26 protein-coding genes are annotated in these 25,619 nt (G+C 32.8%); 18 read left to right on the top strand and 8 right to left on the bottom strand.

All coding sequences use genetic code 11. The features are described from left to right. Positions 1-113 precede the first annotated feature (113 nt). The 5 genes from ACYX4H_RS14225 to ettA all read left to right on the top strand — a co-directional run bounded on the left by ACYX4H_RS14225 (position 114) and on the right by ettA (position 3,850). Positions 114-644: an NADPH-dependent FMN reductase gene (locus ACYX4H_RS14225; protein ID WP_476236935.1), complete on the top strand. Its 531-nt coding sequence runs from the start codon at positions 114-116 to the stop codon at positions 642-644. 15 nt (positions 645-659) lie between these two features. Then, positions 660-1,097, top strand: a complete 438-nt coding sequence (locus ACYX4H_RS14220; RefSeq protein ID WP_475296500.1) for a MarR family winged helix-turn-helix transcriptional regulator — start codon at positions 660-662, stop codon at positions 1,095-1,097. 10 nt (positions 1,098-1,107) lie between these two features. Then, positions 1,108-1,833, top strand: a complete 726-nt coding sequence (locus tag ACYX4H_RS14215; protein WP_476236934.1) for a pirin family protein — start codon at positions 1,108-1,110, stop codon at positions 1,831-1,833. 107 nt (positions 1,834-1,940) lie between these two features. Further along, entirely contained in the window at positions 1,941-2,117 is a 177-nt protein-coding gene (locus tag ACYX4H_RS14210) for a CAL67264 family membrane protein (protein WP_186826874.1), read from the top strand. A gap of 41 nt (positions 2,118-2,158) precedes the next feature. Further along, on the top strand, positions 2,159-3,850 hold the full coding sequence (gene ettA, locus ACYX4H_RS14205) for an energy-dependent translational throttle protein EttA (RefSeq protein ID WP_476236933.1): 1,692 nt from the start codon (positions 2,159-2,161) through the stop codon (positions 3,848-3,850). Between the two features lie 91 nt (positions 3,851-3,941). Here ettA and ACYX4H_RS14200 read toward each other — a convergent pair whose 3' ends face one another. Then, the gene (locus ACYX4H_RS14200; RefSeq protein ID WP_475296497.1) at positions 3,942-4,079 is read right to left on the bottom strand and encodes a hypothetical protein; all 138 of its coding nucleotides are present in this window, start codon (positions 4,077-4,079) and stop codon (positions 3,942-3,944) included. Positions 4,080-4,508: 429 nt separating this feature from the next. On the opposite strand from ACYX4H_RS14200, the gene ACYX4H_RS14195 reads away from it, so the two are divergent. From ACYX4H_RS14195 to ACYX4H_RS14155, 9 genes are all read left to right on the top strand, one after another. Beyond that, entirely contained in the window at positions 4,509-5,849 is a 1,341-nt protein-coding gene (locus tag ACYX4H_RS14195) for a microtubule-binding protein (RefSeq protein WP_476236932.1), read from the top strand. 169 nt (positions 5,850-6,018) lie between these two features. After that, entirely contained in the window at positions 6,019-7,086 is a 1,068-nt protein-coding gene (locus tag ACYX4H_RS14190) for a hypothetical protein (protein WP_476236931.1), read from the top strand. An 80-nt stretch (positions 7,087-7,166) separates the two neighbouring features. Then, entirely contained in the window at positions 7,167-9,128 is a 1,962-nt protein-coding gene (locus tag ACYX4H_RS14185) for an AAA family ATPase (RefSeq protein WP_476236930.1), read from the top strand. Then, positions 9,121-9,705, top strand: coding sequence for an NUDIX domain-containing protein (locus ACYX4H_RS14180; protein WP_476236929.1), 585 nt, complete (start codon positions 9,121-9,123; stop codon positions 9,703-9,705). Before ACYX4H_RS14185 ends, ACYX4H_RS14180 begins: the two co-directional genes overlap by 8 nt. A 133-nt stretch (positions 9,706-9,838) precedes the next feature. Then, a complete protein-coding gene (locus ACYX4H_RS14175; RefSeq protein WP_476236928.1) occupies positions 9,839-11,074 on the top strand; it encodes a DUF6638 family protein in 1,236 nt (411 codons plus the stop codon). Positions 11,075-11,145: 71 nt separating this feature from the next. Next, positions 11,146-11,694 (top strand): hypothetical protein, encoded by a 549-nt coding sequence (locus tag ACYX4H_RS14170; RefSeq protein ID WP_476236927.1) that lies wholly within the window; start codon positions 11,146-11,148, stop codon positions 11,692-11,694. Then, positions 11,691-11,879 carry a hypothetical protein gene (locus ACYX4H_RS14165; RefSeq protein ID WP_476236926.1) on the top strand — a complete coding sequence of 63 codons (189 nt, stop codon included), beginning with the start codon at positions 11,691-11,693 and terminating at the stop codon, positions 11,877-11,879. The genes ACYX4H_RS14170 and ACYX4H_RS14165 overlap by 4 nt, the downstream gene beginning before the upstream one ends. Positions 11,880-11,911: 32 nt before the next feature. After that, positions 11,912-13,600, top strand: a complete 1,689-nt coding sequence (locus tag ACYX4H_RS14160) for a hypothetical protein (RefSeq protein ID WP_476236925.1) — start codon at positions 11,912-11,914, stop codon at positions 13,598-13,600. Between the two features lie 117 nt (positions 13,601-13,717). After that, positions 13,718-15,013 carry an Ig-like domain-containing protein gene (locus ACYX4H_RS14155; protein WP_476236924.1) on the top strand — a complete coding sequence of 432 codons (1,296 nt, stop codon included), beginning with the start codon at positions 13,718-13,720 and terminating at the stop codon, positions 15,011-15,013. A gap of 60 nt (positions 15,014-15,073) precedes the next feature. On the opposite strand, the gene ACYX4H_RS14150 is transcribed toward ACYX4H_RS14155, so the two are convergent. Both ACYX4H_RS14150 and ACYX4H_RS14145 read right to left on the bottom strand, forming a co-directional pair. Next, positions 15,074-15,541 carry a GNAT family N-acetyltransferase gene (locus ACYX4H_RS14150; protein ID WP_476236923.1) on the bottom strand — a complete coding sequence of 156 codons (468 nt, stop codon included), beginning with the start codon at positions 15,539-15,541 and terminating at the stop codon, positions 15,074-15,076. Continuing rightward, the gene (locus tag ACYX4H_RS14145; RefSeq protein ID WP_476236922.1) at positions 15,531-16,538 is read right to left on the bottom strand and encodes a formimidoylglutamase; all 1,008 of its coding nucleotides are present in this window, start codon (positions 16,536-16,538) and stop codon (positions 15,531-15,533) included. Before ACYX4H_RS14145 ends, ACYX4H_RS14150 begins: the two co-directional genes overlap by 11 nt. 101 nt (positions 16,539-16,639) lie before the next feature. On the opposite strand from ACYX4H_RS14145, the gene ACYX4H_RS14140 reads away from it, so the two are divergent. Both ACYX4H_RS14140 and ACYX4H_RS14135 read left to right on the top strand, forming a co-directional pair. After that, the gene (locus tag ACYX4H_RS14140; RefSeq protein WP_476236921.1) at positions 16,640-17,521 is read left to right on the top strand and encodes a chromosome partitioning protein ParA; all 882 of its coding nucleotides are present in this window, start codon (positions 16,640-16,642) and stop codon (positions 17,519-17,521) included. Positions 17,522-17,688: 167 nt separating this feature from the next. Continuing rightward, positions 17,689-18,264, top strand: a complete 576-nt coding sequence (locus ACYX4H_RS14135; protein WP_476236920.1) for a Crp/Fnr family transcriptional regulator — start codon at positions 17,689-17,691, stop codon at positions 18,262-18,264. Positions 18,265-18,418: 154 nt separating this feature from the next. Here the strand turns inward: ACYX4H_RS14135 and fumC are convergent, their stop codons facing one another. Then, positions 18,419-19,816: a class II fumarate hydratase gene (gene fumC / locus ACYX4H_RS14130; RefSeq protein ID WP_476236919.1), complete on the bottom strand. Its 1,398-nt coding sequence runs from the start codon at positions 19,814-19,816 to the stop codon at positions 18,419-18,421. A 164-nt stretch (positions 19,817-19,980) separates the two neighbouring features. Here fumC and ACYX4H_RS14125 point away from each other — a divergent pair, with 164 nt between their 5' ends. Together ACYX4H_RS14125 and ACYX4H_RS14120 are read left to right on the top strand one after the other, a co-directional pair. Beyond that, the gene (locus ACYX4H_RS14125; protein WP_475296483.1) at positions 19,981-20,622 is read left to right on the top strand and encodes a peroxiredoxin; all 642 of its coding nucleotides are present in this window, start codon (positions 19,981-19,983) and stop codon (positions 20,620-20,622) included. Between the two features lie 94 nt (positions 20,623-20,716). Further along, entirely contained in the window at positions 20,717-20,893 is a 177-nt protein-coding gene (locus tag ACYX4H_RS14120) for a hypothetical protein (protein ID WP_475296482.1), read from the top strand. 66 nt (positions 20,894-20,959) lie between these two features. Here the strand turns inward: ACYX4H_RS14120 and ACYX4H_RS14115 are convergent, their stop codons facing one another. The 4 genes from ACYX4H_RS14115 to prfB form a co-directional block, all read right to left on the bottom strand. Then, positions 20,960-23,407, bottom strand: a complete 2,448-nt coding sequence (locus tag ACYX4H_RS14115; RefSeq protein WP_476236918.1) for a TonB-dependent receptor — start codon at positions 23,405-23,407, stop codon at positions 20,960-20,962. 86 nt (positions 23,408-23,493) lie between these two features. After that, on the bottom strand, positions 23,494-23,835 hold the full coding sequence (gene arsC / locus ACYX4H_RS14110) for an arsenate reductase (glutaredoxin) (RefSeq protein ID WP_476236917.1): 342 nt from the start codon (positions 23,833-23,835) through the stop codon (positions 23,494-23,496). Positions 23,836-23,845: 10 nt separating this feature from the next. Then, complete coding sequence (locus tag ACYX4H_RS14105) at positions 23,846-24,463, bottom strand: HAD family hydrolase (RefSeq protein ID WP_476236916.1); 618 nt, start codon at positions 24,461-24,463, stop codon at positions 23,846-23,848. 1 nt (position 24,464) lies between these two features. Continuing rightward, a protein-coding gene (prfB, locus tag ACYX4H_RS14100) for a peptide chain release factor 2 (RefSeq protein WP_476236915.1) occupies positions 24,465-25,575 on the bottom strand; the annotation gives its coding sequence in 2 pieces (ribosomal slippage) (positions 24,465-25,511 and positions 25,513-25,575; 1,110 coding nt in all). Positions 25,576-25,619: the final 44 nt, after the last annotated feature.

The raw sequence follows: 25,619 nt of genomic DNA, 5'->3' as shown, positions 1-25,619 counted from the left end.
AAGATGTTTATGTAAAACAATGTTAATAAATTCACAAAATATATTCTAAGGAAATATATTCCTTGGAATATAAATTAAAATTATATAAATTTGCATAACAAAAAGCACACAATATGAAAAAAATAGTAGCATTTGCAGGAAGTAATAGTAAAACATCAATTAACAAACAATTAGCAGAATATGCAGCAAACTTAGTTGATGATGCTGAAGTAAAGGTTTTAGATTTAAACAATTATGAGTTGCCGTTATATGGTATTGATTTTGAATTAGAACACGGCATACCAAAAAACGCACACCTATTTTTAGGTGAAATTCAATCGGCCGACGGCATTGTTTTGTCTTTAGCAGAGCACAATGGCGCCTATGCAACGGTTTTTAAAAATTTATTTGATTGGATGTCTAGAATTGATGGAAAATTATGGAGCAATAAGCCCATGCTTTTAATGGCAACATCACCCGGAGCTAGAGGTGGCGCCACCGTTTTAGAGGTTGCAAAAGGGCGTTTTCCGTTTATGGGTGGCAATATTGTGGCTGAGTTTAGTTTACCCTCATTTGGAGATAATTTTTCAAACGGACAAATAACTAATTCAACTTTAAATAATGATTTAAAAACACAAGTTATTGCTTTAAAAAACGCGCTTTAAAAATTAGTGCCAATTATGGGAAATATTTCAAAAGATATCAACTCTAAATTTACGAGCAGCAAAGTAAAGGCGTTAATAAACATTATTTATACCGCTAACTGGATAAATAGTAAACAAAATGAGTTTTTTAAACCCTTTGGTATTTCGCCACAGCAATTTAATATTTTAAGAATTTTACGTGGCGCAGCAAAGCCTATTAAAGTACAAACCATTAAAGAACGTATGATTGAACGTGCACCCAACGCTACACGTTTAATGGATAAATTATATGCTAAACATTTAATTGATAGGTTACCATGCCCTAATGATAGGCGTGTGGTGCATATAACTATTACAAACAAGGGTTTGAAACTTTTAAGTGCTATAGACAAAGATTTGAAAGAAGATTTATTAGAAAATTTAACCACAGAAGAAGCAAACCAATTAAGTAGTCTTTTAGATAAAATTAGATAATACATAAGCTATGAAAACTATATTACACAAAGCAGATACTAGAGGATTTGCCAATCATGGATGGTTACAAGCCAATCATTCATTCAGTTTTGCCGGTTGGTTTAACCCAGAGCGTATTAATTTTGGCGCTTTACGTGTTTTAAATGATGATGTTATTGCACCAAAAATGGGTTTTGGTACGCACCCACATAACGATATGGAGATTATTACCATTCCGTTAAAAGGTGTGTTAAAACATCGAGATAATATGGGAGATGAATGGATACCTGTTGTACCAAATGAAGTGCAAGTTATGAGTGCCGGTACAGGTGTGCAACATTCTGAAATTAATGGTTCGAATAACGAATATTTGAGTTTATTCCAAATATGGATAATTCCAGAAAAGCAAGGAGTTACACCGCGTTACGATCAAAAAGCGTTTAACCCTGAAGACAGACAAGGCAAGCTTCAAACACTAGTTACATCGTTTAATGATGATGATACTGGAAGCTTAAAAATTCATCAAGATGCAAAATTGTCACGTATAAATCTAGACAAAGATACTACGTTTACTTATCAATTAAAAAGCGATGCGCATGGTGTTTATGTTATGAATATTTCGGGTGAATTAGTATTAAATAATACCACATTAGGCAGTAGAGATGCTTTTGGTGCATCAAAAACAAAAGAATTCACAATCAATGCATTACAGGGCTCTGAAGTGTTGTTTATTGAAGTACCAATGATTTCGTTATAACAATAAAACCATTTAATATATAAAGCATTCAAAATTTTGAATGCTTTTTTTGTTTAAAAATCCGATATTTGTTATTCTAAATTAAATTTGATTAAAAAATTATGGCAATGAATAAAAATACCGTGTTAGCATGGGCAACGTGGATTATGATTTTTGTAGGATTAGCACTAATTGCATTAGGCGCTTTTAAATACCAAGAGGTAGCAGGCTATGGTTTTGCCGCTGTTGGTGTTGGCTTTTTTGCAATTGCATGGGTATTTAATGCATTAAAAGGTAGGGTATAATACAAATACCTTAAAAATTTTTCTTAATAAATAATAAAAAAATGAGTGACGATAAGAAAGTAATCTTCTCAATGTCTGGTGTTACAAAAACGTTTCAAAGTGCTAATACACCAGTGCTTAAAAATATATATTTAAGTTTTTTCTACGGTGCTAAAATTGGTATTTTAGGTTTAAATGGTTCAGGTAAATCTACTTTATTAAAAATAATAGCAGGTGTAGATAAAAATTATCAAGGTGATGTGGTTTTTTCTCAAGATTATTCTGTTGGATATTTAGAACAGGAACCACAGCTAGATGAAAGCAAAACTGTTTTAGAGGTTGTAAAAGAAGGTGCAGCAGAAACTGTAGCCATACTTGATGAATACAACAGTATTAACGACCAATTTGGTTTAGAAGAAGTGTATAGCAACCCTGATAAAATGGAGAAGCTTATGAACCGTCAGGCAGAACTTCAAGATCAAATTGACGCAGCAAATGCTTGGGAATTAGATACCAAATTAGAAATAGCCATGGATGCCCTAAGAACACCCGAAGGCGATAAAAAAATTGGTGTGCTTTCTGGTGGTGAGCGTCGTAGAGTTGCTTTGTGTAGGCTATTGTTGCAAGAACCCGATGTGTTACTTTTAGATGAGCCTACCAACCATTTAGATGCAGAATCTGTACATTGGCTAGAGCATCATTTAGCACAATATAAAGGTACCGTTATTGCCGTAACTCACGACCGTTACTTTTTAGATAATATTGCAGGTTGGATTTTAGAGTTAGATAGAGGCGAAGGTATACCTTGGAAAGGAAATTATTCTTCGTGGTTAGATCAAAAATCTAAACGATTAGCTCAAGAAAACAAAAGTGCTTCTAAACGCCAAAAAACACTAGAACGTGAGTTAGAATGGGTAAGGCAAGGTGCAAAAGGACGCCAAACCAAACAAAAGGCTCGTTTAAAAAACTACGATAAGTTAATGAGTCAAGACCAAAAACAACTTGACGAAAAACTTGAAATATACATTCCAAACGGTCCGCGTTTAGGCACAAATGTAATTGAAGCAAAAGGTGTAAGTAAAGGCTATGGCGATAAATTGTTATACGAAGATTTAAACTTTAACCTACCTCAAGCAGGAATTGTTGGTATTATTGGGCCTAATGGTGCTGGTAAAACAACCATTTTTAGAATGATTATGGGAGAAGAAACACCAGATAAAGGAGCTTTTGAAGTTGGAGAAACTGCCAAAATAGCCTACGTAGACCAAAGTCACTCTAATATAGACCCAGAAAAAACCATTTGGCAAAACTTTAGTGATGAGCAAGAATTGGTCATGATGGGCGGGCGTCAAGTTAATTCTAGAGCCTATTTAAGCCGTTTTAATTTCTCAGGAAGCGAGCAAAACAAAAAGGTTAAATTGCTTTCAGGTGGAGAGCGTAACCGTTTGCATTTAGCTATGACGTTAAAAGAAGAAGGCAACGTATTACTGTTAGATGAGCCAACAAACGATTTAGATGTGAATACATTACGTGCCCTAGAAGAAGGTTTAGAAAACTTTGCAGGTTGTGCCGTAGTAATTAGTCACGACCGCTGGTTTCTAGATAGAATTTGTACGCATATTTTAGCTTTTGAAGGCGATAGCCAAGTGTATTTCTTTGAAGGTAGTTTTTCAGATTACGAAGAAAATAAAAAGAAACGTTTAGGTGGAGACATTATGCCAAAACGTATTAAGTATAAAAAACTGGTAAGATAAATTTTAGTTTCTACCAATAAAAAAGCGCACTTTAAAAGTGCGCTTTTTTTATTTTATACGGTTAACTGCTATTAAGTATTAATTCATGTACTTATTGGTACATGTGTCCTTCAGTGAAATCATTATACTGTTTATCACTTTTTTTGGCCATTTCTTCACTTATCTTATCCAAGCGTTCGTTTTCTTTTTGTAATAAATGCGATTTTCTAATACCAAGTAAAAGAAGCACGCTAAAAAAAACAACAACAATTATAAGAACCGTTAAAATAGCACTTTGACTAATTAATAAATTAGTTAGGGAGAGATAGAACGGGATTTTAATAAATAGCATTGTTAGGGTATAAATAGGTTCAACTAATCAAATATAGTAATAAAAACAAGAACTAACCTATTAATAATGAAAAGAATATAAACAATTTGTTGTTAATATTATTTATTATATAAATAGAAAACCCCTTTATTTAACCTGTATAAGCTTACATTTATTCAAAAAAAATCTCACACCTTTTATTCTGCATTTCATCGAAAACATAATATACTTGTAACAATTTAATAATAATTTGTACTAATTATATGCGCATAAACTGTTTTAAAAGTCATCTTTTTTAACGAAATTGCTTAACTATAAAATTGTTCAACTTAATACAGAAAACTTACCATGTCTGATGATTTTGATTTATTAGAAACCAACTCAAATGAGAAAACAGAAAAAGTAGATGTTAATTGGGGGAAAGCCATTGACACTATGAAATCTAAATTAGCTCAAGAAGATGATCCTGAAGTACGCCAAAAAATACTAAATGCCACCTTAGACGATGTGGTAAATATGGCCGAAAAAGATAGAACCACACTTTTAGATGCTATTAAAGATTTAACCGATTATCAAGACGAGGTTGGTATTCTTTTTGAAAAATTCTCATCATTAAACGCCACAGAGCAAAAAGTTATTGATGATGCTCAAAAAGCCTTAGAGCGTGCTAAAGTTGAACTTGAAGATGCAGAAAATAAACCAGACACTTGGTGGAATAACCTTTGGGGGCGCAAAAGCAAAATTAAAAAAGCACAAGAAGCCCTTAAAGCTGCCGAAAAAACAAGAGCCGCTGCCGATAATAAAGCAAAAGCCATGTTTCAAGCGCGTATTGAAAGTGCCGATGTTCAAACACTATTAAGTGAACTTTCATATAAAAGTCAAGCAGCAGTAACACGCCTAAAAAACCGTGAGGTTGAAATAAAAGAGGTAGAAGATAAACTGCAAGACGCCATTGTTGAGGCCACTAAAAACCACACCAAAGCACTAGAAAAAAAGAAAGAAGTTGAAGCCAAATTAGAAACGCAGTACGCATTACTAAAACAAGCAAGACAAGCACTAGAAGATATAGCCGATAAACAATCTACCGAGTATGCCGAGGCCATTGGAAAAGTAACTACTTTAGAGCAAAAAGTTGAAGAGCTTGAAGGCTTAAAAAATGCCTACACCACTTTAGCTGCCAGTAAAGATAGCTTTGTACACAAACACAATTTAACCATTAAAGTATTAACATCTCTACGAAGCAATTTACAAACCCACCGAGCAAAATTAAAAAGTGATACAGAAGAAAGGTTAAAGTATTACGATGGTTACGTTGTAGCATTAAAAGCACGTACAGACCAAGAATTTGCAGCCATATTAGAGCATTTAGGCGTAAAAACCGATGAGCATATTGGTGAAACCCTAGCAGCAATGCACACCGCAAGTGCCAGAGCACGTCAAGATATGATGGATAACATTCCGGTACACGAAAAAGTAATGCAAGGCGTTTACAGCAGTTATGCCGAAGCCTTACAAGAAATACGTGAAAAAGATGTTGATATTCAAAAGAATTTTGCAGAACGTTACGGCATTGATATGAAAGAAATTTTTGAAGAATATTACAAAGCAGATGCCAACAAGCCAACCAATGATGGCGCACCAGAAGGCAAACCAAAACCAGAAACAACAGAAGACGATCTATTGTCTTAAAACAAAAAGGGCGTTACCCCGATGAAAAATCGGGGTCAGGCTTTTCGTTGCAAGTCCTCGCTACGCTGTGGGCTTTCCACTACAATCCTTAACGCACTTACTTGCTAACAAAAGCAAAAAAACAAACACACTTTCTTATTTGCTGCAATTGTTTACACAATAATAAAAAATGTCAATTAATCACATTACAACACCCTTAGATTCCGCAACCTTAGATTCTAAAGAGCACTATATGTTTTACCATAAAATGGTAGACTTTGTATTCAAAGAACTCATAGTTGCCATACAACACCATAAACTTATCAATTCACAAGAAATAAACATGTTTAAACAATACTGTGATTTGTTGTTGTATTCCGTAGAAGCTATGCGTGTAAAGTATATGTACGATGAAGAAGACAATATGAAGGTTGATTTAACCGAGTCTGGTTTTCCAAATTATTTAGAATTTAGGTATTTATTCAATGATTTAGAATTGCGTAATGAATATTTGCAAAAACTAACACCAATAACAACATTACAAGAAGAGTTTTTAGATACGCTCATGCGTAAAAAAGAACCCATACAGCGCAGTAAACTGTTTCAGGCAGCATCTATTGTATACTACACTTCTGTTAATAAACAATTTATATTTAACAGGTTTGTACAAGGCAAAATTGTAAGCGCTCCTAAAGGTGCTCCGGGCAATTTATTAACCAGTTGGAGTTTTTATGATGTTGCAAGTAACAGGCCTTTTGTATGCTTTATGTACTTTAATTATGATGGTAACCGCATAAACGATTACAAAAACAACATTTATGAAGTGCTAAAACACAGCGCCGATAGAAAAATGAACCTAGATACTATGGCTTATGGCATAGACAGAAAACTTGAAAAAATATCACCAAAACTCATAAAACGTATAGATTTAGGGCCATTACACAACATGTTTGCTAAAGATGAAAATAGCTTAACACACACCATTTTAGAAGGATTGAGTAAAAAAGAAATTCCTTTAGAATCATATGCTTTATCATTAAAAATAGATGAAGTAACATCAAAAAGTGAATTTAAAGAAGGTAGCTTTTTTAATAAACAAACATTACAACGCTGGGGAGATGTTTCTAAACAAAAATATGTGTTTGCTCCGCACAGAATTATTCAACTATTTTACAATAAAACACCAGAAATAATGAACAAATTAGCTATTCCACCCATAGAAATGGCAGATTTGAAGATTGAATCCATTAAAAGTTAGTTAAGGCTATTAGGTACTATTTTTTCATAATAGAGTAATTACACTTTTAATTTTTCAACCAATAACTTTACTAAAAAAACATGGAACACAACTCAACATTCCCCATAAAACAAACCGAATTAGATATGCTTCGTGATGAAGCTACTTCATACATAAAAAGCATACAATGGGAGCAAAGCGCTAAAGCAAAAAGTAGAGATAAAAATGCCAAAGATGAATCTATATTATTGTATCTATCGCGTGCTAATAACGGCACAAACTCAGCTGAAATTACATCAGTATCAAAAACTATTTTAGCATTAAAAAAGCGTTTATTACCAGATTCTGTTGCCATACCTGTACATTTAAATCAAACACTTTTTGCAGTACAAGAAGGCATAACTTTAGGTGTTTGGATTAAAGATAGTTATTATGATGCTTCAGGTTTATCAACTTTAAATCAAAACAAATCGGCTTTAGATACTGCAGGGAAACGTGAGTTTGAAAGCAAAATGCACACCGCTACGGCATTTATGTTATTTTCAACAGCCTACAAAATTTTACACGATTTAAAACCTCATGCTTCAGATGATTTAAGTGTAATGAAACAAAAGTTTGCAGGCATTCCAGAGGTGTCATTCTTATCGCCCATAAAAGGCATTTCATGCGCCTTGTTTTATTTTGATAAGTATTTAGGGCATCCAGATATTATAAAAACAGATAAAGATGTTATAGATTTTACCGTAGTATATTTTGAAGCACTTATTGATGAAATTCAACTTAGAAAAAGCACTTTAGAATATACTGAGACTATTGAAGACAGAACATACAAACTAGAAAACAGTGAGTTTGCCGTTTCAGGATGGAGCAACGTGTTCTCTGGTACAGCAAAAAGCGTAGAATTTAATAAAATTAAGTTTGAACAAATTGTTGGTAACCGAGATGCAAAGCATTTTGCGCGTCGTTTAACCGAACGTATGTTAAGTTATGATTTTGAAGCAAAGAAAAACCCATTTCAAGAATTAGGTGGTTTTATGCCGGTTTTTATGGGCTATGGTATTCCCGGTACCGGTAAAAGTATGCTTATTGCGGCTATTGCCACCAGGCTAAAAGAACATTGTGATGCTTTAGAGATTCCGTTTCTATTTCACCCAATGCCCGATACTTTAATTAGTACATTTCAAGGTGGTTCTGCAGAAAAAATGGTAGAATGGATGAAACCCATGCAAGACCCTTCAAAATTAATATTTGCACCCATTGATGATGCCGAAAATAACTTGCAAGAGCGTACAGCTCAAGGTGTTTCGGCAGGTGTAAAAGAAGTTATTGGTGTGTTTTTACGTTATACCGAGGGCGCTTATGCTGTAAATTATGGTAACAGCTCAATTGGGTTATTTACCAATTTACCAGAAATGTTAGATAAAGCCGTAATTTCGCGTGTACAAGGACGTTTTAAAATTGATGGCGCACGCACTGAGCATGATTTTTTAGATCAAGATCACCTGTGGTGGCGTAAATTTGATGATACCATGCCCAATTTTGTAAATATGCAAGGGCCAGAAAACTATAGCTATTTACAAAACCAAGGATTGGCTAAAAATATGGGCGAAATTTTAAGCAGTGTAGAAAAACCTACCGAAGCCCGCGTGCACGCAATTTATGATGCCGTAGAAAAACAGTTAAAAACAAATCAGCATTTATTTTTTGCAAACTTGTATAAAGCCATGCAAGATGAATTTCCGTTTTTCTCATCACGTGATGTTAGAAACATTCAAAGCGCTATTTCATTGCGTTTAACCGATTTTGATTTAGAAGAAGACTGGTTTGCAAACCCCGAAATTTACTTCAAACAAGATTATAACACCAAGTTTAACATGCTACAAGAATTAATGCGAAGTAATATGAAAGGTTTAAACTTTTCTGACATTCGTCGTCAAGAAGTAGTTCGTTATTTAGATAATGTGGCCACTATTGCCGATACAGATTTTAAACGAAAAGTAGACGCTAGAGTTAATCAATTAAACATTGAAATGGAAGCACGTAAAACCTTTGAAAATGCCTAAAGAATACATAAAAAACATAAAAAAAACATTACTTTCAGATAATTACTATATTTTAAATAGAGTAACCTTTGATTATTTAATGAAAGACGGACGTTGGGTTAACACCATGCGTGAAGTGTATGATAGAGGCGATGGTGCCGGTATTTTGCTGTATAACAAAAAAAAGCGAACTGTTATTTTAACAAAACAGTTTAGAATGCCAACATTTTTAAATGATAATGAAGATGGATTTTTGGTTGAAATTGCCGCAGGTATGCTAGATAAAGATAATCCTGAAGCATGCATTATTAGAGAAACCGAAGAGGAAACGGGTTACCAATTAAAAAGTGTTGAAAAAGTGTATGAAGCCTATTCATCACCAGGTGTAATGACCGAAAAAATGCATTTTTTTATAGGTGAATATACCGATGATATGAAAGTGAATGAAGGTGGTGGTGTAGATACTGAAAATGAAGATATTGAAGTGCTAGAAATGCCATTTAATGAAGCCGTAGATAAATTACACAATGGTGAAATTGTTGATACAAGAACCATTGTTTTATTACAATACGCTATTATTCATAAGTTGTTAGAATAATTTTGTATTCCCGTGAAAACGGAAATCTAATAATTAAGTAGCGTTTTTAATTTTTATTAATACCAATAAAAATAGGTAAAGAATACACAAAACGTTATAAATAAAGAGATTCCTGCTTTAGCAAGAAGAAACTATGAAAAAATTAATAGAAGCCAATTTATACCGAAGTGAATTAATACCCGTTAGCGGCAAACTGGTTGAGCGTTACAACAAATGCTTAGTTAAACTTGGTTTTAAACCAACAAAACTCACCAGTTTTTTAATTGACGGTATAGGCTGGAGCCCAGAAATTGCCGAAGAAAAAAACAATATAAACTACTTAAATAATGGTGAAGCAAATCCGCACGGAATTATAATTTCACCGTTGCAAAAGGGAAAACCAGTGTATTTACCGTTTCATACTTTTGATAGAGATATGATGAAACATATTTTTAAAGTGTATGAAAATCAAATAAAAGACATTACCAGAGACTCGGCCATTTGTATTGATTTTGATCAAAAAATTGATGCATTCTATGAACCTTTAGATGTGTTAAAATACAATACTATTCATATAAATTTTCATTTAATGAATAATTTGTATCATCAACAAAAAGAACAACTTGCGTTGATTGACAAATTTAAGCACCACCATAATTTTATAAATGAAGATATTCATAATGACATTTTAAAATCTGTTACAACCTATGGCGATTTACGCAATAGAAATTTAGATTTACCTGCGCTTAATTTTTCAGTAAGTTCATTCTATACAAGAGCCTTTGGTGGCGTGTATGTTTTAAGAGATTTTATTTCGCCCATAGTTATTTTTGAAGATGAAAAATGGCATAAAGAAGCCATAAAAGACACCAATTATGAGGTGTTAATTTTCCATATTCAACAAAAAGAATTAATGGATAAGCTACGAGACCATATGATTATAGAGTATGATCTTGAAAAATCTGTTGAAACCAAACAATACCAACGTATAAAAAAGTTTGAATTAGCACAACATTTAAAAACCCCAGAACACCCTATTAGCGATATTTTAGGTAACCCCATACTTTTTAAAAGCTACTTAAATAAATTAGCTATTGAAGAAAGAAAAAAAGTAATGAGTGTAGAGCGTTATTTAGAAAAATTAGAAACCAGTAACCAGTATAAAATTGCCGATATTGTAGACTCAGCCATGTTTAATGCACTGCATAAACCGCATTCATCATTAGAAGCAAAACACCAAGATTTAATTTGGAAATTATTAGTAAATATTACACCTAAAGATGTTTTGTATTGGTATTGGTATGACAAGCCAGATTTTTATAAACATTTTAAAACCTGGAATGAATCATTGCAAGAATGGGTAATTAAAACTATTAGTAACAATATTTAATAAATACATACAAATAAGTTAAGAGTGTTAACTTTAAAACTTTTTACTTATAATTTTTTAACTAAAAAAACATGGGACTAGAATTAGTAATTTTTATAGGCGCTATTTTATTAGGAATTCTTGTGTATTGGCGCGAATCGCAAAACAATGCACTTTACAGGTTTTTTAATAAAATATTTAATAGTAAATCTCTACAAATGAAATCAACCGATAAAAAAGGCTTTGTTTTTAAGCAAGCTTTTTTACCAAGATTGGTGTATGTTGTAGGCATTTTTTTAATTATAGGTATTATAGTTCAATTTTTAACACCTTTTAAAATTTTCACCAATTACAATGGTATTTCAGCGTTTTCATCGCTTATTGTTGGTGTTTTAGTAGGAACGTATGTAGCTAATTTCGTTTTAAAATCGGGCAAAGTTATTGAGGAAAAAGCCGATGTTGTTGAAGATTTAGTGCATGATGCCGTTGAAAAAGGGAAAGATTTTATAGAAGATATAACCACTAAAGATGATGAAGAAAACGTGACATCAGAAAAAGAAAATGTGTCTGAAAACAATATAAACAAAGCAGATACAAAAAGTGCCAGAGAACGTTTAAAAGATAAAGGATATTTAAAATGAAAAAACAAACTTACAGATACATTTCAATAGCGATTTTTACTATAATTTTAATTATAAATGCCTTAAATACAAATTATAACACTATACCAAGTATTAGAGAAAGCCTAACTGTAATTTTACCAATTATTATGATTATAGCTATGGCTTTAAGCATTAAACACGTTAATAAAGTTGCCGAAAACTAACACCCTTTTTAACTATAAATGAACTTTTTGTCATGATAAAATCTTATTGGAATAAAGGCGCAAAACAAAAGCGTAACACCATAATTTTTGGTTTAATTTTACTCATACTTCTATTTGTTTTAAGAGATGATTACCAACCAGCACTATTATTTATTAGAAAATTTATTTTTGTAATTCTTCTAAGTGTTTTGGTGTTGTTTTTCGGATTAAGAAAATTTAGAAATACCGCCAGTACAGGTGGTAGGTTAGGCATTTTAGCCCTTTTAGTAGTGTTTTTTGGTGTTTTATATGTTGTAGGTTGGCATTATAATATGTACAATTACATGAAAACTTACAACGTATTTAACAATTTAAATAAAATTGAAATTAATGAATTACCATTAACACAAAACGAGCGTATTCAGCCATTACGCAACATTTTTTCTATGGCCAATGAAAGTGTAGGTGAAACCAAAGACGTGTCATTACCACATTTAGTTAGAATTGGCGACCAAAATAAATGGACTATGGCTATACAGCCAACCGAAAAATACGTTTGGCAAGGCATGACAGATAATACAGAAGAAGTTTTTGCCGTATCTAGCACCACACCGTTTCCTAGATTTTCAAATGAAAACCGTATTCCGGTTACGTTTTCTATTGGTGAATCATTAAAATTTAGCCGAAACACTTATAATGCCGTAGTACAGCGCTTTAACTTTTTTCAGTTGTTTACCATGGAACCAAGTGATACTTATTATATGAAAAATGATAATGGCCAATGGGTACAGGTGGTAAGTTTAATAAAATGGAAAGGCTTTTTATTTCCATACCCAACATTTGGTGGTGTTATGGTAATTGATAATGGCGAACATGATTTTAAAGATTATATAGAGCGTATTGCCATTGGTAAAGGCACCTATGTTAGCCCTAAAAACATGCGTAACTACCCATATTTAACACGCCAAAATACTTTAGCCGAAAAAGTATCTCGTTTACAGGCTGAATCTTTAAAGTTTTTGGGTGGCTTTAGTGATCCGTTACCTTGGAATATGGAAACCGCTGTAAAAATTCCTATGTTACCTAATGACCAAAACCAACAACCTTTTGTAACAGATTTTGATTTTTCTGATACTAACACCAATGCTTACAGTGGTTTATATCATTGGTTTGGTTTAGAGCCAGTAGGCGATGAGCGTACCAGTTTAACCTTTAGTGTGTTTATACCTGCCGATGGTACAAACAAATTTTATTACTACAACCATGCTGCTAAAAAACAAGGCTATGCGGGCGTATCTGCAATGCCTTTAAAGGTTATTGAATCTAGAAAAGAATTTGATTGGTCTGTTAATAAACCTGTTGAATTTAGACCTTATATTAAGAATATAGCAGGAAGAAAGCGTATGTTTTTCTTAGGAACAATTTCAGCCATTAGAGATAATGAAGCCGAAAAGTTTGATGGTTCTGCAACACCAGATTTAGCATTAATTGATAGCGAATATCGTGATGTTATTTGGATAGATGTTAAACACCCAAGTCAATGGGATAAAACCGTGTATGATCAATTGGGTGAAGCTTGGAGAGCAAGCGAAGGTATTGGCTACTACTTTGTTGAAGAAACTAAAGATATTGATGTTCAAACTCAAACTAATGACTCTACTTCAGTATCAATAAAAACCGAAAAAGAAATTCAAATAGAAAACCTTCAAAAGCAATTAGATTCATTGAAATCAAGTAATTAGGTAAAATGTATAGTTTTTGTCAAGTTTTTAAAAAACATATGTTTTACTGCAATAACCATACGTTTTAGTGTTAACTTTTTCAGTCGTTTAATTTTGAATAAATCATAATTATTAACGATGAAAATAAGGTTAAATTCACAAGCATATTTACTACTTATTGCTGTTTTTTTTGGTATTGCAGTAAGTTGCAATAGCTGCTCTAGTAGCAGTTCAAATGAAGAAGAAGATAAAGAAACACCTAATGATGTTCCTTCAGCTAAAAATGACACTTTAACAGTTGATGAAGACAGCGTTTCAGGCACTGCCAACCAAATTGATGTATCTCAAAATGATGATATTGGTAATGATGGTGGTGATACTGATAACTATAGCCTAAAAAACAATGCCACAAACGGAAGCGTTTCTGAAGTTTCAGATGGTATTTTTGAGTACATACCTAATACAAATTATAATGGTCAAGATAGCTTTGTTTATACACTAACGGATGCTGATGGCGATTCAGATGATGCTACTGTAACTATAACTGTAAATGATGTGCCTGATGGCCCAACAGCCGAAGATTTTAATAACATAGACCCTAATTTTCCATCATTTGTTTCTATTGATGATACCACACCTGCAGGAAAAAAATGGGTAAAACATGAACCCATGTCTGATGAGTTTGATACTTGGGATAGTGCAAAATGGTTTAAATCTACATGGCACTACGGCGAACCTGTATTTATGTCAAATTCAGCAACAAACTCTGGAGTAACAGATGGCAAATTATGGATAAAAGCTACCTTAAATGAAAACAATCCAGACAATAGATGGTTTCAAACAGCCAGAATACATTCAAAAGCTGAAACAAAATACCCTATGTATACTGAAGCTAGTATAAAAACGGCTCATATTTCTGCATATAATACGTATTGGTTAAATAACGGTGATATTAATAATAGAGATGAAATTGATATTATTGAAAACAATTCAAAACCATCATGTACAAATTGCGATGCTGAAATTTTTCCTGAAAGAATGAATTCGCAATATTTTCAGGCCGATGAAAATGAAACACCACAAACCATTCGAAATAAAGGCACCTATCTTAGAGCAGATTTATCAGATGCAAATCCGTTAAAAAGTAAAGGCTGGAACGAAGCTTACCATACTTACGGCGTTTGGTGGAAAGATGCTAAACATATTCAATTTTATTTAGATGGTGAACCTGCCGGAAGCGTAGTTGTTGGCGAGCATAACGATGGAAATACGTACGATAGAATATTTACACGCGATTTAGAAATTATTTTTGATTTATGGACCAATGAGGCCGGTTGGTTAGGTGGTTTACCGCCTAAAACAGATTTGGCCGATGATACAATTAACACCATGCGTGTTGATTGGGTAAGAACTTGGAAATTAGAAGACCAATAGATTGTCTTTTAAATTTAGTTTGTTTGAAAAACCGAAGTTAAAGCTTCGGTTTTTTTTGTTTTAAAAAACCAGTTCCATTTTAATATCGCTACGTTTGTAAGGCGAGTTAGGTTCAACAGGAATTTCAACAAAGCCAAATTTTCTGTAAATATAAATGGCGTTTTCAAGTTTTGTGTTAGAGTAGAGTATAAGTTTTGGTAATTTCATAGTATGCTTTGCATAATGAATACAATGCTCTAATAGTTTCTGGCCAATTTTTAAACCTCTATGTTTAGTAGATACGGCCATTTTTGTGAGTTCAAACACTCCGCCGTTATTAATGGGCATTAAAGCCACAGTACCAACAATGGTATTGTTTAGTTTAGCAAAAAAAATATGTCCGCCTTTATTTATAATGTATGTTTCAGGGTTACTTAGAACAGTTTCGTCATAGGGTTCAACAACAAAAAATGTTTTTAGCCATTCAATATTTAAATTATAAAATTGAGAGGCGTAAGCTGGTTTAAAGGTGTCAAATTTAATGTCCATTGGCTTTTATAAAATCTGTAATTAAATAGGCTATTAGTTTACCAATTTGCTGTTGGTTTTTCTTTTTTGGCAAAGCCTCGCAAATATGTAAATAAGTAGCATTTTGGTGTTTAGCAAAATAGCTTACAAATTTTCTAGTTTTATTAGCACTAAATCCACTAGGTGTCATGGCACTACTAGTTATATTTTCAATAGCATTACAATCAATTTCAATACCAAAATTATACTTGCTTATGTGGTTTAAAGCGCGTTCCATTTCGGGTTTAAACTTATGTGTGTTGTTTACTTCAATACTTTCAAAAGTGTTATATTTAACTGCTTTAACCATATTTAATGACGTTAAAACAGCCTCTGGTGTATAGTTTTCATGCAAACCAAAAACAAAGTATTTTTTTAAAAAACCTTCCGCGTATGCGTAACTAAATCCGTTGCCACTATGCCTTCCTTTATCAAATCTAAAATTTGAGTGTGCATCAAAATTTATGGCGTTTATAGGGGCGTTCAAAGCTAAAGCAGAGCCTTTAATGTTACCATAGGCATTGTTATGGCCACCACCAATAATAATGGCCTTTTTACCAGCTTTAATAATAGTGTGTACTAAATGTGTAACGGCTTTATCTATAACACTAACCATATTTCGGGCTTTTTTAATATTAGCTTGTGTTTTGTTTTCAAGAGGCAAGTCTTCAATAAAGTTTAAATGCCCCAAAATTAAAACGCGTTCTGGCTTTGTAAAACTGTTACTTTGTATGTTAAGTAAAGCCTTTAAAGTAGCTTCCCAAGCTTTGTGAGTTCCTGTATTTCCGTAGTTAGCATAAACGCCAACAGATTCACAAACGCCAAAAATAACGTACGAAACATCTAAATTTACCAGTTGTTCGTATATATTAGAAATGCTTGAAAGTAATTTAATATGTTGTCCAAATTTAGATTCGCCTAAACGCTTATTTATAAGTTTGTTTTTAGTAACGCTATCTAATAAAACAAGTTTATCCATTTGGTGTAAATTTTTATAAAAATACATTAAATAATTATTTAAAAGCATTACATTGAAAACAATAAATTAAACTTAAATTTTACATTAAAAAACACATAACTATGGAAGGAAATAAAAGTAACACAGGGCTTAAGGTGGCGTTAGGTATTGCTTTTGCTTTATTTTTAGGACTTGGTTTTTATACCATGAATTTAATGAATGAAAGCAAGCAAACTAAAAATGATTTAATGGCAGAAAAACAGCTAGTAATGAATGATTTAGATGCTATGGCAAAACAATATGACGAGGCTATAGGTGAAAATAAAACAACAAATAAAAATTTAATTGATGCCAGAGAACGCATACAAGGATTAATAGACTCTTTAAAAATTTCTGAAACTAACGTAAGAAGTTTATGGCGTTATAAAAAGAAATACTTATCGTTACAAAAAGAAATGGATGTATTATTAGCGCAAAATGATTCTTTACGTGTTGAAAATAGCTATTTAGCATCATCTTTAGATAGTACACGTGTAAGGTTAGAAGAGCGTACAATGTTTACAGACTCGTTATTGGTGCAAAATACTGCATTAGCTGAAGTTGTTGAAAACGCTGCAATATTAGGTACAGTTGGTTTAAAAGGCTTTGGTGTTATTGAAAGAACTTCAGGAAAATTAATACCTACAGAAAGAGCTCGTAGAGCAGATAAAATTAGAGTATGTTTTACAGTAGCTAAAAATAATTTAGTACAAGCCGGAGACCAAGAGCTTTACATACAAGTAATAGATCCAGGTAGCAATATTTTAGGTTTAAACAAACAAGTACAGTTTGATGACCAATCTTTAAACTACAGTACTATTAGCAAGTTTAATTATGAAAACGCAAACTTAAATATATGTGAGTTTGTGGTTAAAGCAGATGAAGATTTTGAAAAAGGACGTTACATTGTTAACGTATACAATGAAAAAGATTTAGTTTCAACTACAGAATTTACGCTAAAGTAAATTAATATAACACTTAAAGTAAAGCCCCTAGTTTTCTGCTAGGGGCTTTTTATTTTTACATTAGTTTTACAATTAAACAAGTTTATTGGCAAATAGTAAGGAAATAATTGTGTTAAATTAATAAAGGGTTTAACTTAGTTTAACCAATTTACCCTAATAAAATTTTAATGCATCGCAATTTTCATTTTTTAAACAAACTCGGTAATATATCTGAAGAAACATTTTTAGAAATAGCCAACATTACAGCTTTTAAACGACTAAAATCTGGTACCCAACTCATAAAACTAGGCGAGGTACCCACTAAACTTTATTTTTTAGTTGATGGTGTTGTTAGGTGTTATGTAACCACCGAAAAAGGAAAAGAATTTAACAAATCATTCTATTTACCAAACCATTTTGTGGCATCTTTAACAGCGCTGGTAACTAATAAACCATCTGCTTTTGTATTTGAAACACTTACAGATTGTAAAATTTATGAAGTAGATTATCATAAAATTAAAGACATATGTAAAACCAATTTAGCCTTAAGTAATTTAAACGCCACTATTTTAGAGTACGTATATATAAATTATGAAAAACGCTTGTTAAACTTAATAACACTAGATGCTACCGAAAGATACTTGGCTTTGCGTAAAGAAATACCAGATTTAGAAAATACTATTCCGCAATATCATATTGCATCTTATTTAGGAATAACCCCGGTACAATTAAGCCGTATTAGAAAAAAAATTGATATACGTTAACATTTGTTAACAATTAAAAACATCAATAATAATATATTTGAGAACATATTCCTTGTAAACATTTGTAATTTATGTAAGGATTGATAGCTAACTAACCAAAAAAAACCAGGTAATATTGTTTTACCTGGTTTTTTGTTATTTATTATGTTGGTATTTATTTTAAGCTACCAACCATATCTTTAGGGTTAACCCATTCATCATATTCTTCAGCAGTAACATAGCCTAAATTAATGGCTTCTTCTTTTAAAGTTGTACCATTTTTATGAGCAGTGTTAGCTATTTCAGCAGCTTTATAATAACCTATTTTAGTATTTAAAGCAGTTACAAGCATTAATGAATTGTTAAGTAATTTTTCAATTACAGCGTGGTTTGGTTCAATACCAACAGCACAATTAACATCAAAACTAACACAAGCATCACCAATTAATTGAGCCGACTGTAAAACGTTTGCAGCCATTACAGGTTTAAATACATTTAATTCATAATGGCCTTGTGTACCACCTACAGTTACCGTAACGTCATTACCAAAAACTTGTGCGCAAACCATGGTCATAGCCTCACACTGTGTTGGGTTTACTTTTCCTGGCATTATTGAACTACCAGGCTCATTTGCAGGAATAATAATTTCACCTATACCACTTCTTGGGCCAGAAGCCATCATTCTAATATCATTAGCAATTTTGTTTAAAGAAACAGCTAATTGCTTTAAAGCGCCGTGTGTTTCAACCAAGGCATCATGAGCAGCCAAAGCTTCAAACTTATTTGGTGCAGTAACAAAAGGTAAATTGGTAAATTTAGCAATGTATTCAGCTACACGTTTATCATAACCTTTAGGTGTATTAAGCCCTGTACCAACAGCTGTACCTCCTAATGCAAGCTCACTTAAATGTGGTAGCGTGTTTTCTAAAGCCTTAATACCGTGATCTAACTGTGCTACGTAACCAGATAATTCTTGCCCTAATGTTAATGGTGTAGCATCCATAAGGTGTGTTCTACCTATTTTTACAACATCTTTAAATGCTTTAGATTTTTTGTCTAATGTGTTTCTAAGTTGTTTAACACCAGGAATAGTAACTTCAACTATTTTTTTATAGGCTGCAATGTGCATACCAGTAGGGAAAGTGTCGTTTGATGATTGCGATTTGTTTACATCATCATTTGGCTGAATGGTTTTATCGCCTTCGCCAATAGTTTTTCCAGCCAATTGGTGCGCTCTGTTAGCAATAACTTCGTTTACATTCATATTGCTTTGTGTACCAGAACCCGTTTGCCAAACAACTAACGGAAATTGGTCATCATGTTTTCCTTCTAAAATTTCATCACAAACTTGCGCAATTAAATCGCGCTTTTCAATAGCCAAAACGCCTAATTCACAGTTGGTGTAAGCTGCGGCTTTTTTCAAATACGCAAATCCGTAAACAACTTCTAGTGGCATTGATGCAGCCGGACCAATTTTAAAGTTATTTCTAGATCGTTCTGTTTGTGCACCCCAAAGTTTATCGGCAGGTACTTTTACCTCGCCCATGGTGTCTTTTTCTATTCTGAAACTCATGTTTAATACGTTTTAATTGTATTACACAAATTTACAGTTTACTAATTTTTTATCTATGATATTTGTTATTTTTTTTAACAGATATATAACAGTAATTTTTTTTGAAACATTTTAAAATCTACTAATTTAGTAGGAAATAAAAAACATTATAAAATTTACATATTATGGCAACAATAAGATTAGGAGATGAAGCTCCAAACTTTACAGCACAGTCTACTGAAGGTGATATAAATTTTCATGAATGGTTAGGTGATAGTTGGGGGGTGTTATTTTCACACCCATCAGATTATACACCTGTTTGTACTACTGAACTTGGTACTGTAGCAAAATATAAAGATGAATTTGATAAGCGAAACACTAAAGTAGTAGCTTTAAGTGTTGATGGTTTAGAGTCTCACAAAGGTTGGGTAAATGATATTAATGAAACCCAAAACACCACGGTTAATTTTCCTATAATTGCCGATGAAGACAAAAAAGTATCTGAACTTTATGATATGATTCACCCAAATGCCGATAGTAATTTAACAGTGCGTTCTGTTTTTATTATTGGTGATGATAAAAAAGTGAAATTAATTATAACGTATCCGGCTTCAACTGGTAGAAATTTTGATGAATTGCTACGTGTTATAGATTCTTTACAGCTTACAGCATACCATAAAGTAGCAACACCAGCCAACTGGAATCATGGTGATGATGTGGTTGTTAGTCCTGCAATTTCAACTGAAGATGCTAAAACCATTTTCACAAAAGGTGTCAATGAAGTAAAACCTTATTTACGCATGACGCCACAACCTAATTTAAACTAGTTGAAAACTCTGTTAATAAATTTAAAAACTATATTGTATAACAATTAGCTTTGCATTATCTTTGCGCTAGTTTATTAAAAGAGAACTTACAATTATGTTTGAATTTGACCAATATTTAGGATTTTTAGCTTTTTTAACCATTTTAACAATAGGTTTTTGGTTAATGATATTTTTATTAACGTTTGTAATTCCTTACTGGATTTTTGGATCTTCAATTGAAAGATTAAAAGAAATTAGAGAGGAAAAGAAAGCTAAACGTGCTCAAGCATAATGTTTAAAATACATAAAATAAAAAAGGAAGCTAAACAGCTTCCTTTTTTTGTGCTTAATTGTGGCATTACATTTCCATGCCATCACCACCGCCCTCATAATCACCATTACGCTCGCGTTTTTTCTGCTGGTTAAATCTGTAAGTAAATGATACGTTGTAAATAGTACCACCTCTAAATTGTATTTCTTGATATGCCGTAAAAGTATCGGCAGTAATATTGTTTCTAGAGTAACCACTGTTAAAAACGTCTCTTACATTAAAAGCTATAGATGCTTTATCATTAAATAAATCTTTACTAAGTGCTTGGTTTACTGAAAACACACCATCTCTATCGTTTTGGTTATCAGAGGTTGGCCCACGGTAATTTGCCATGGTTTGCCAATCTATATCAAAAGGCAATGTTAGCTTATTTGAAATTCTTCCACGCCATGTAAAATTATCAGCACCTAAATCTATGCCTTCAAAACTACCTTCTCTTTCAAATTTAAAAAAGTTTACATCTGTATTAATGCGCCATTTTCTAGACGGACTGTAATTAATATTCAATTCAACACCATAACTATCGTCTGTAGCCACATTTACAGGGCTTCTTTGTATAACAGGAAACGCTTCATTGCCAACCATGGCTGTTTCTCCAGTTTCTCTACTAACAAAAGCCATTACATCGGTAGCATGTGCATAATATACTGCCGAACTTAGTGTAATGTTACCAAACCTATTTAAATAGCCAATTTCATATTTGCTTGTGTAAGTTGGATCTAAATCTGGGTTTCCTTGAAATACATTTGTAATACTTGAGCGTGAGGGGAACGGATTTAACATAAAACCACGTGGTCTTCTTAATCGGCGGTTATAACCTAAGGTAATACTTTCGTCATCACTTAATTCTAAATTTATATTTAACGTTGGAAATAAGCCGGTTAGGTTTTTTCGTTTAAAATCGCCCGTGGTGGGTTGGTCTAGGGTAGTGCGTGTGTTTTCTAACCTTAAGCCTAATAAATAGGAAACTTTGTTTATTTTGCTACCATATTGTGCATATGCAGCCATTAAATATTGTTTGAAGTTGAATATGTTTGATAAATCTGTATTTACTTCAAATTCATTGGTGTTAGGGTTTAATAATTCAACATTATAATCGGTTGAAGTATTATTGAAATCACCGCGAACACCTACTTCAATTTGGCTCATGTCTCCCACAGGTAACACATAATCAGACCGTAAAAGAATTTTAGATTCCTTTTCAATATTCTCTAAAATATCGGTATCTGTACCGTTAAAGTTTATTAATGAAAACTCGTTATCATCATTATCTTCATACTGAAAATCTAATGTAAATTTATGATCGGTTTTCTCAAAATCTTTGCTAAAATTTAAAGCATATTGAATGGTTTTTCTATCACCATCTTCCGGATCTAACCTAATATCAGTGGTTGTGGTATTATTTATTTTATCAAACTGAATCATACGGTTTACAGAGTTGTTTTCATTGTTGTTATTTCTGTAAACTAATGATGTGGTAATAGAAGCAGTTTCGTTTACATACCACTCAACCCCGGCATTTGTTGTTATGCCATTATTTATTCTGGTAAAATCGCGTCTTTCATTTAAATCGGGTGTGTTAATATCAAAATATTCTACATCGTTATACCAGCGGCCGGGTCTTTCATTGTATCTATATGATGTGGTATTAAAAAAGTTTAAATCGCCCGTTCTGTAATTTATATTACCCGAAATTCCAGCGGCTTTTGGGTGGCCACCATTAACTGTAACAGAACCGTTTAGTCCTTGTAGTTTACTGCGGCGTAAAATAATATTTAAAATACCGGCAGTACCTTCGGCTTCATATCTTGCTGAAGGCGATGTGATAACTTCAACTTTTTCAATGGCATCGGCAGGTAATTGTTGTAAAGCGTCTGATGAGTTTAAACCTACCAATCCCGAAGGTTTCCCATTTATAAGTATTCGTACATTATCATTACCACGAAGTGCTATACCGCCTTCGGCATCAACAGATACAGAGGGCACATTGTCTAAAACATCACTAACGCTGCCGCCGCTAACGGTTAAATCTTTACCAACGTTGTATATTTTCTTATCTAATTTTATTTCAACGGTTGTTTTTTCTGCTATAATTTCAACTTCACCTAAAGAAGCAATATCAATATCTAAATAAATAGTGCCTAAATTTTGGGCTTTGAAGATATTTTTATTGTATAGTTTTTGTGTTTTGTATGAAATATATTCAATAGTAATATCATAAGTGCCTTGTGGTACAGGAATACTAAAACTACCGTTAATATCAGTAATACCGCCAGTTACAACCTTATTAGCTTTTTTACTAAAAAATGAAACAGTAGCATATTCTAGCGGGTCATTGGTTTCTTTGTCTAAAACTTTACCTGTAACAGTAACATCTTTTAAAGCTAATGTAGCTGAGGTTTCTTGTGGTTTGGGTTGTGCAGTTGAAAGGGTAATACAGGCGAATAAAAAAAAGAGCGTAAAAATTTTGTACATAATTATAGTTTAGACTTAAGACTCCAAAAATATAATTAGGTAAAACCGCTTTTAGTTAAAGTTGTGCTAAATTAAAGATTGAAATGTTAAATTATGTCTTTAATTTTCTCTGGTGGCCTGCCAATAACAGCTTTTTTATTGTTTATAACTATGGGTCTTTCAATAAGTTTTGGGTTGTTTACCATAGCTAAAATAATGTCGTCATCCGATAAGTCTTTGCCTTTAAAATCTGTTTTCCAAATAGTTTCGTTTTTTCTAACAAGATTAATAGGTGCAATGTTTAACAGCTTAATAATAGCTTTTAATTCGGCTTCAGTAGGTGTGTTTTCTAAATATTTTACAACTTCAAAATCTTTACCAGAAGCCTCTAAAATACCTAAGCCTTGTCTTGATTTGCTACAACGGTTATTGTGATATATTGTAATCATTTTTTAGTGTTTAAATGTTTATGTTGAATGTTTTTAATGCTGAAATAAGCTGTTCAGGATTTTTAAATTGAATACCGTTAATACCTAATGTATTGGCAGCTTTAATATTTCTGGCGTTATCATCAATAAAAATGGCTTTTTCGGCTGTTATATTATAACGATTTAGCGTGGTGATGTAAATATCTTTAAAAGGTTTTCTTGTTTTTTCATCACCCGAAACAACAATACCTTCAAACCATTGTAAAAATTCAAATCTTTTTAATGCAATAGGAAAGGTTTCGTTACTCCAATTTGTTAACGCCACTACTTTGAATTGCTTACTTTCAATTATTTTTTTTAGAATATCAACCGTTCCAGAAATGGCACCTCCTAACATCTCTTCCCAACGGCCGTAATAGATGCTTATTAAATTTTCATATTCTGGAAACATAGCTACCCTTTCTTCTGTAGCTTTCGCAATAGGGTAGCCGGCATCTTGGTTTTCATTCCAATCCATGGTGCAAATATTGTCAAAAAACCATTGCATTTTATCACGGTCGCCATTGAATTCATTTAAGTAAACGTACTCAGGGTTCCAATCTATAAGAACACCGCCTAAATCGAAAATAAAAGTATCTATTGGTTGCATGTTAAAGCTCGTTTGTGTTTTCTTCTTGCTGGCCCATCATCATTAAATAGGCTTTTAAAAAGGCATTGATATCGCCATTCATTACATCATCTACATTGCCTGTTTCATGGGCGGTTCTTACATCTTTAACCAATTTATAAGGATGCATAACGTAGTTTCTAATTTGGCTTCCCCATTCAATTTTCATTTTACTGGCTTCAATATCATCACGCTGTGCACGTTGTTTTTCTAGCTCAATTTCATAAAGTTGTGAGCGTAGCATTTGCATAGCACGGTCTCTATTATCGTGTTGCGAACGGGTTTCTGAACATTGAATTTGAATACCAGTTGGTTTGTGTAATAGCTGCACTTTTGTTTCAACCTTATTAACATTTTGCCCGCCCGCGCCACTAGAACGTGCGGTTGTAATTTCAATATCGGCCGGATTAATATCTATTTCAATAGTATCATCAACCAATGGGTACACGTAAACCGAAGCAAAACTTGTATGGCGTTTAGCGTTGCTATCAAAAGGTGAAATTCTTACCAATCTATGTACACCGTTTTCGCCTTTTAACCAGCCAAAAGCAAAATCGCCATTAATTTCTAAAGTAACCGTTTTAATGCCTGCCACATCACCCTCTTGGTAGTTAAGTTCTTTAACTTTAAAACCTTCTTTTTCAGCATACATTAAGTACATGCGCATAAGCATACTGGCCCAATCACAACTTTCTGTACCACCAGCACCGGCGGTAATTTGTAATACGGCACTTAGGCTATCGCCTTCGTCTGAAAGCATATTTCTAAACTCGGTATCTTCTAAATAGGTAGATACTTTGTTGAAGTTTTCTTCAACGTCGTCTAGTGGTGCTTCGCCTTCTTTGTAAAATTCATACAGAACTTCTAAATCTTCTATTTGAGTTTTTATGGTATTGTAATCTTCTACCCATTTCTTTTTTACTCTGAGCGATTTCATTACAATTTCTGCAGCTTTTGGGTCATCCCAAAAATTAGGGTCGAAGGTTTTTTCTTCTTCGTTTTGTATTTCAATTAATTTTCTATCTATGTCAAAGATAGTGCCTTAGTTTGTCAAGGCGGGTGTTAAGATCTTTAATTTGATCTGAAGTAATCATAGTTTTAATATTTTGGGTAAAAATATAATTAATACTTAACAGGA

The sequence above is a fragment of the Seonamhaeicola sp. ABD4_340 genome (assembly GCF_056312135.1).
Note: the sequence above shows the minus strand (reverse complement) of the source record. Positions and strands in the feature narration are given on the sequence as shown.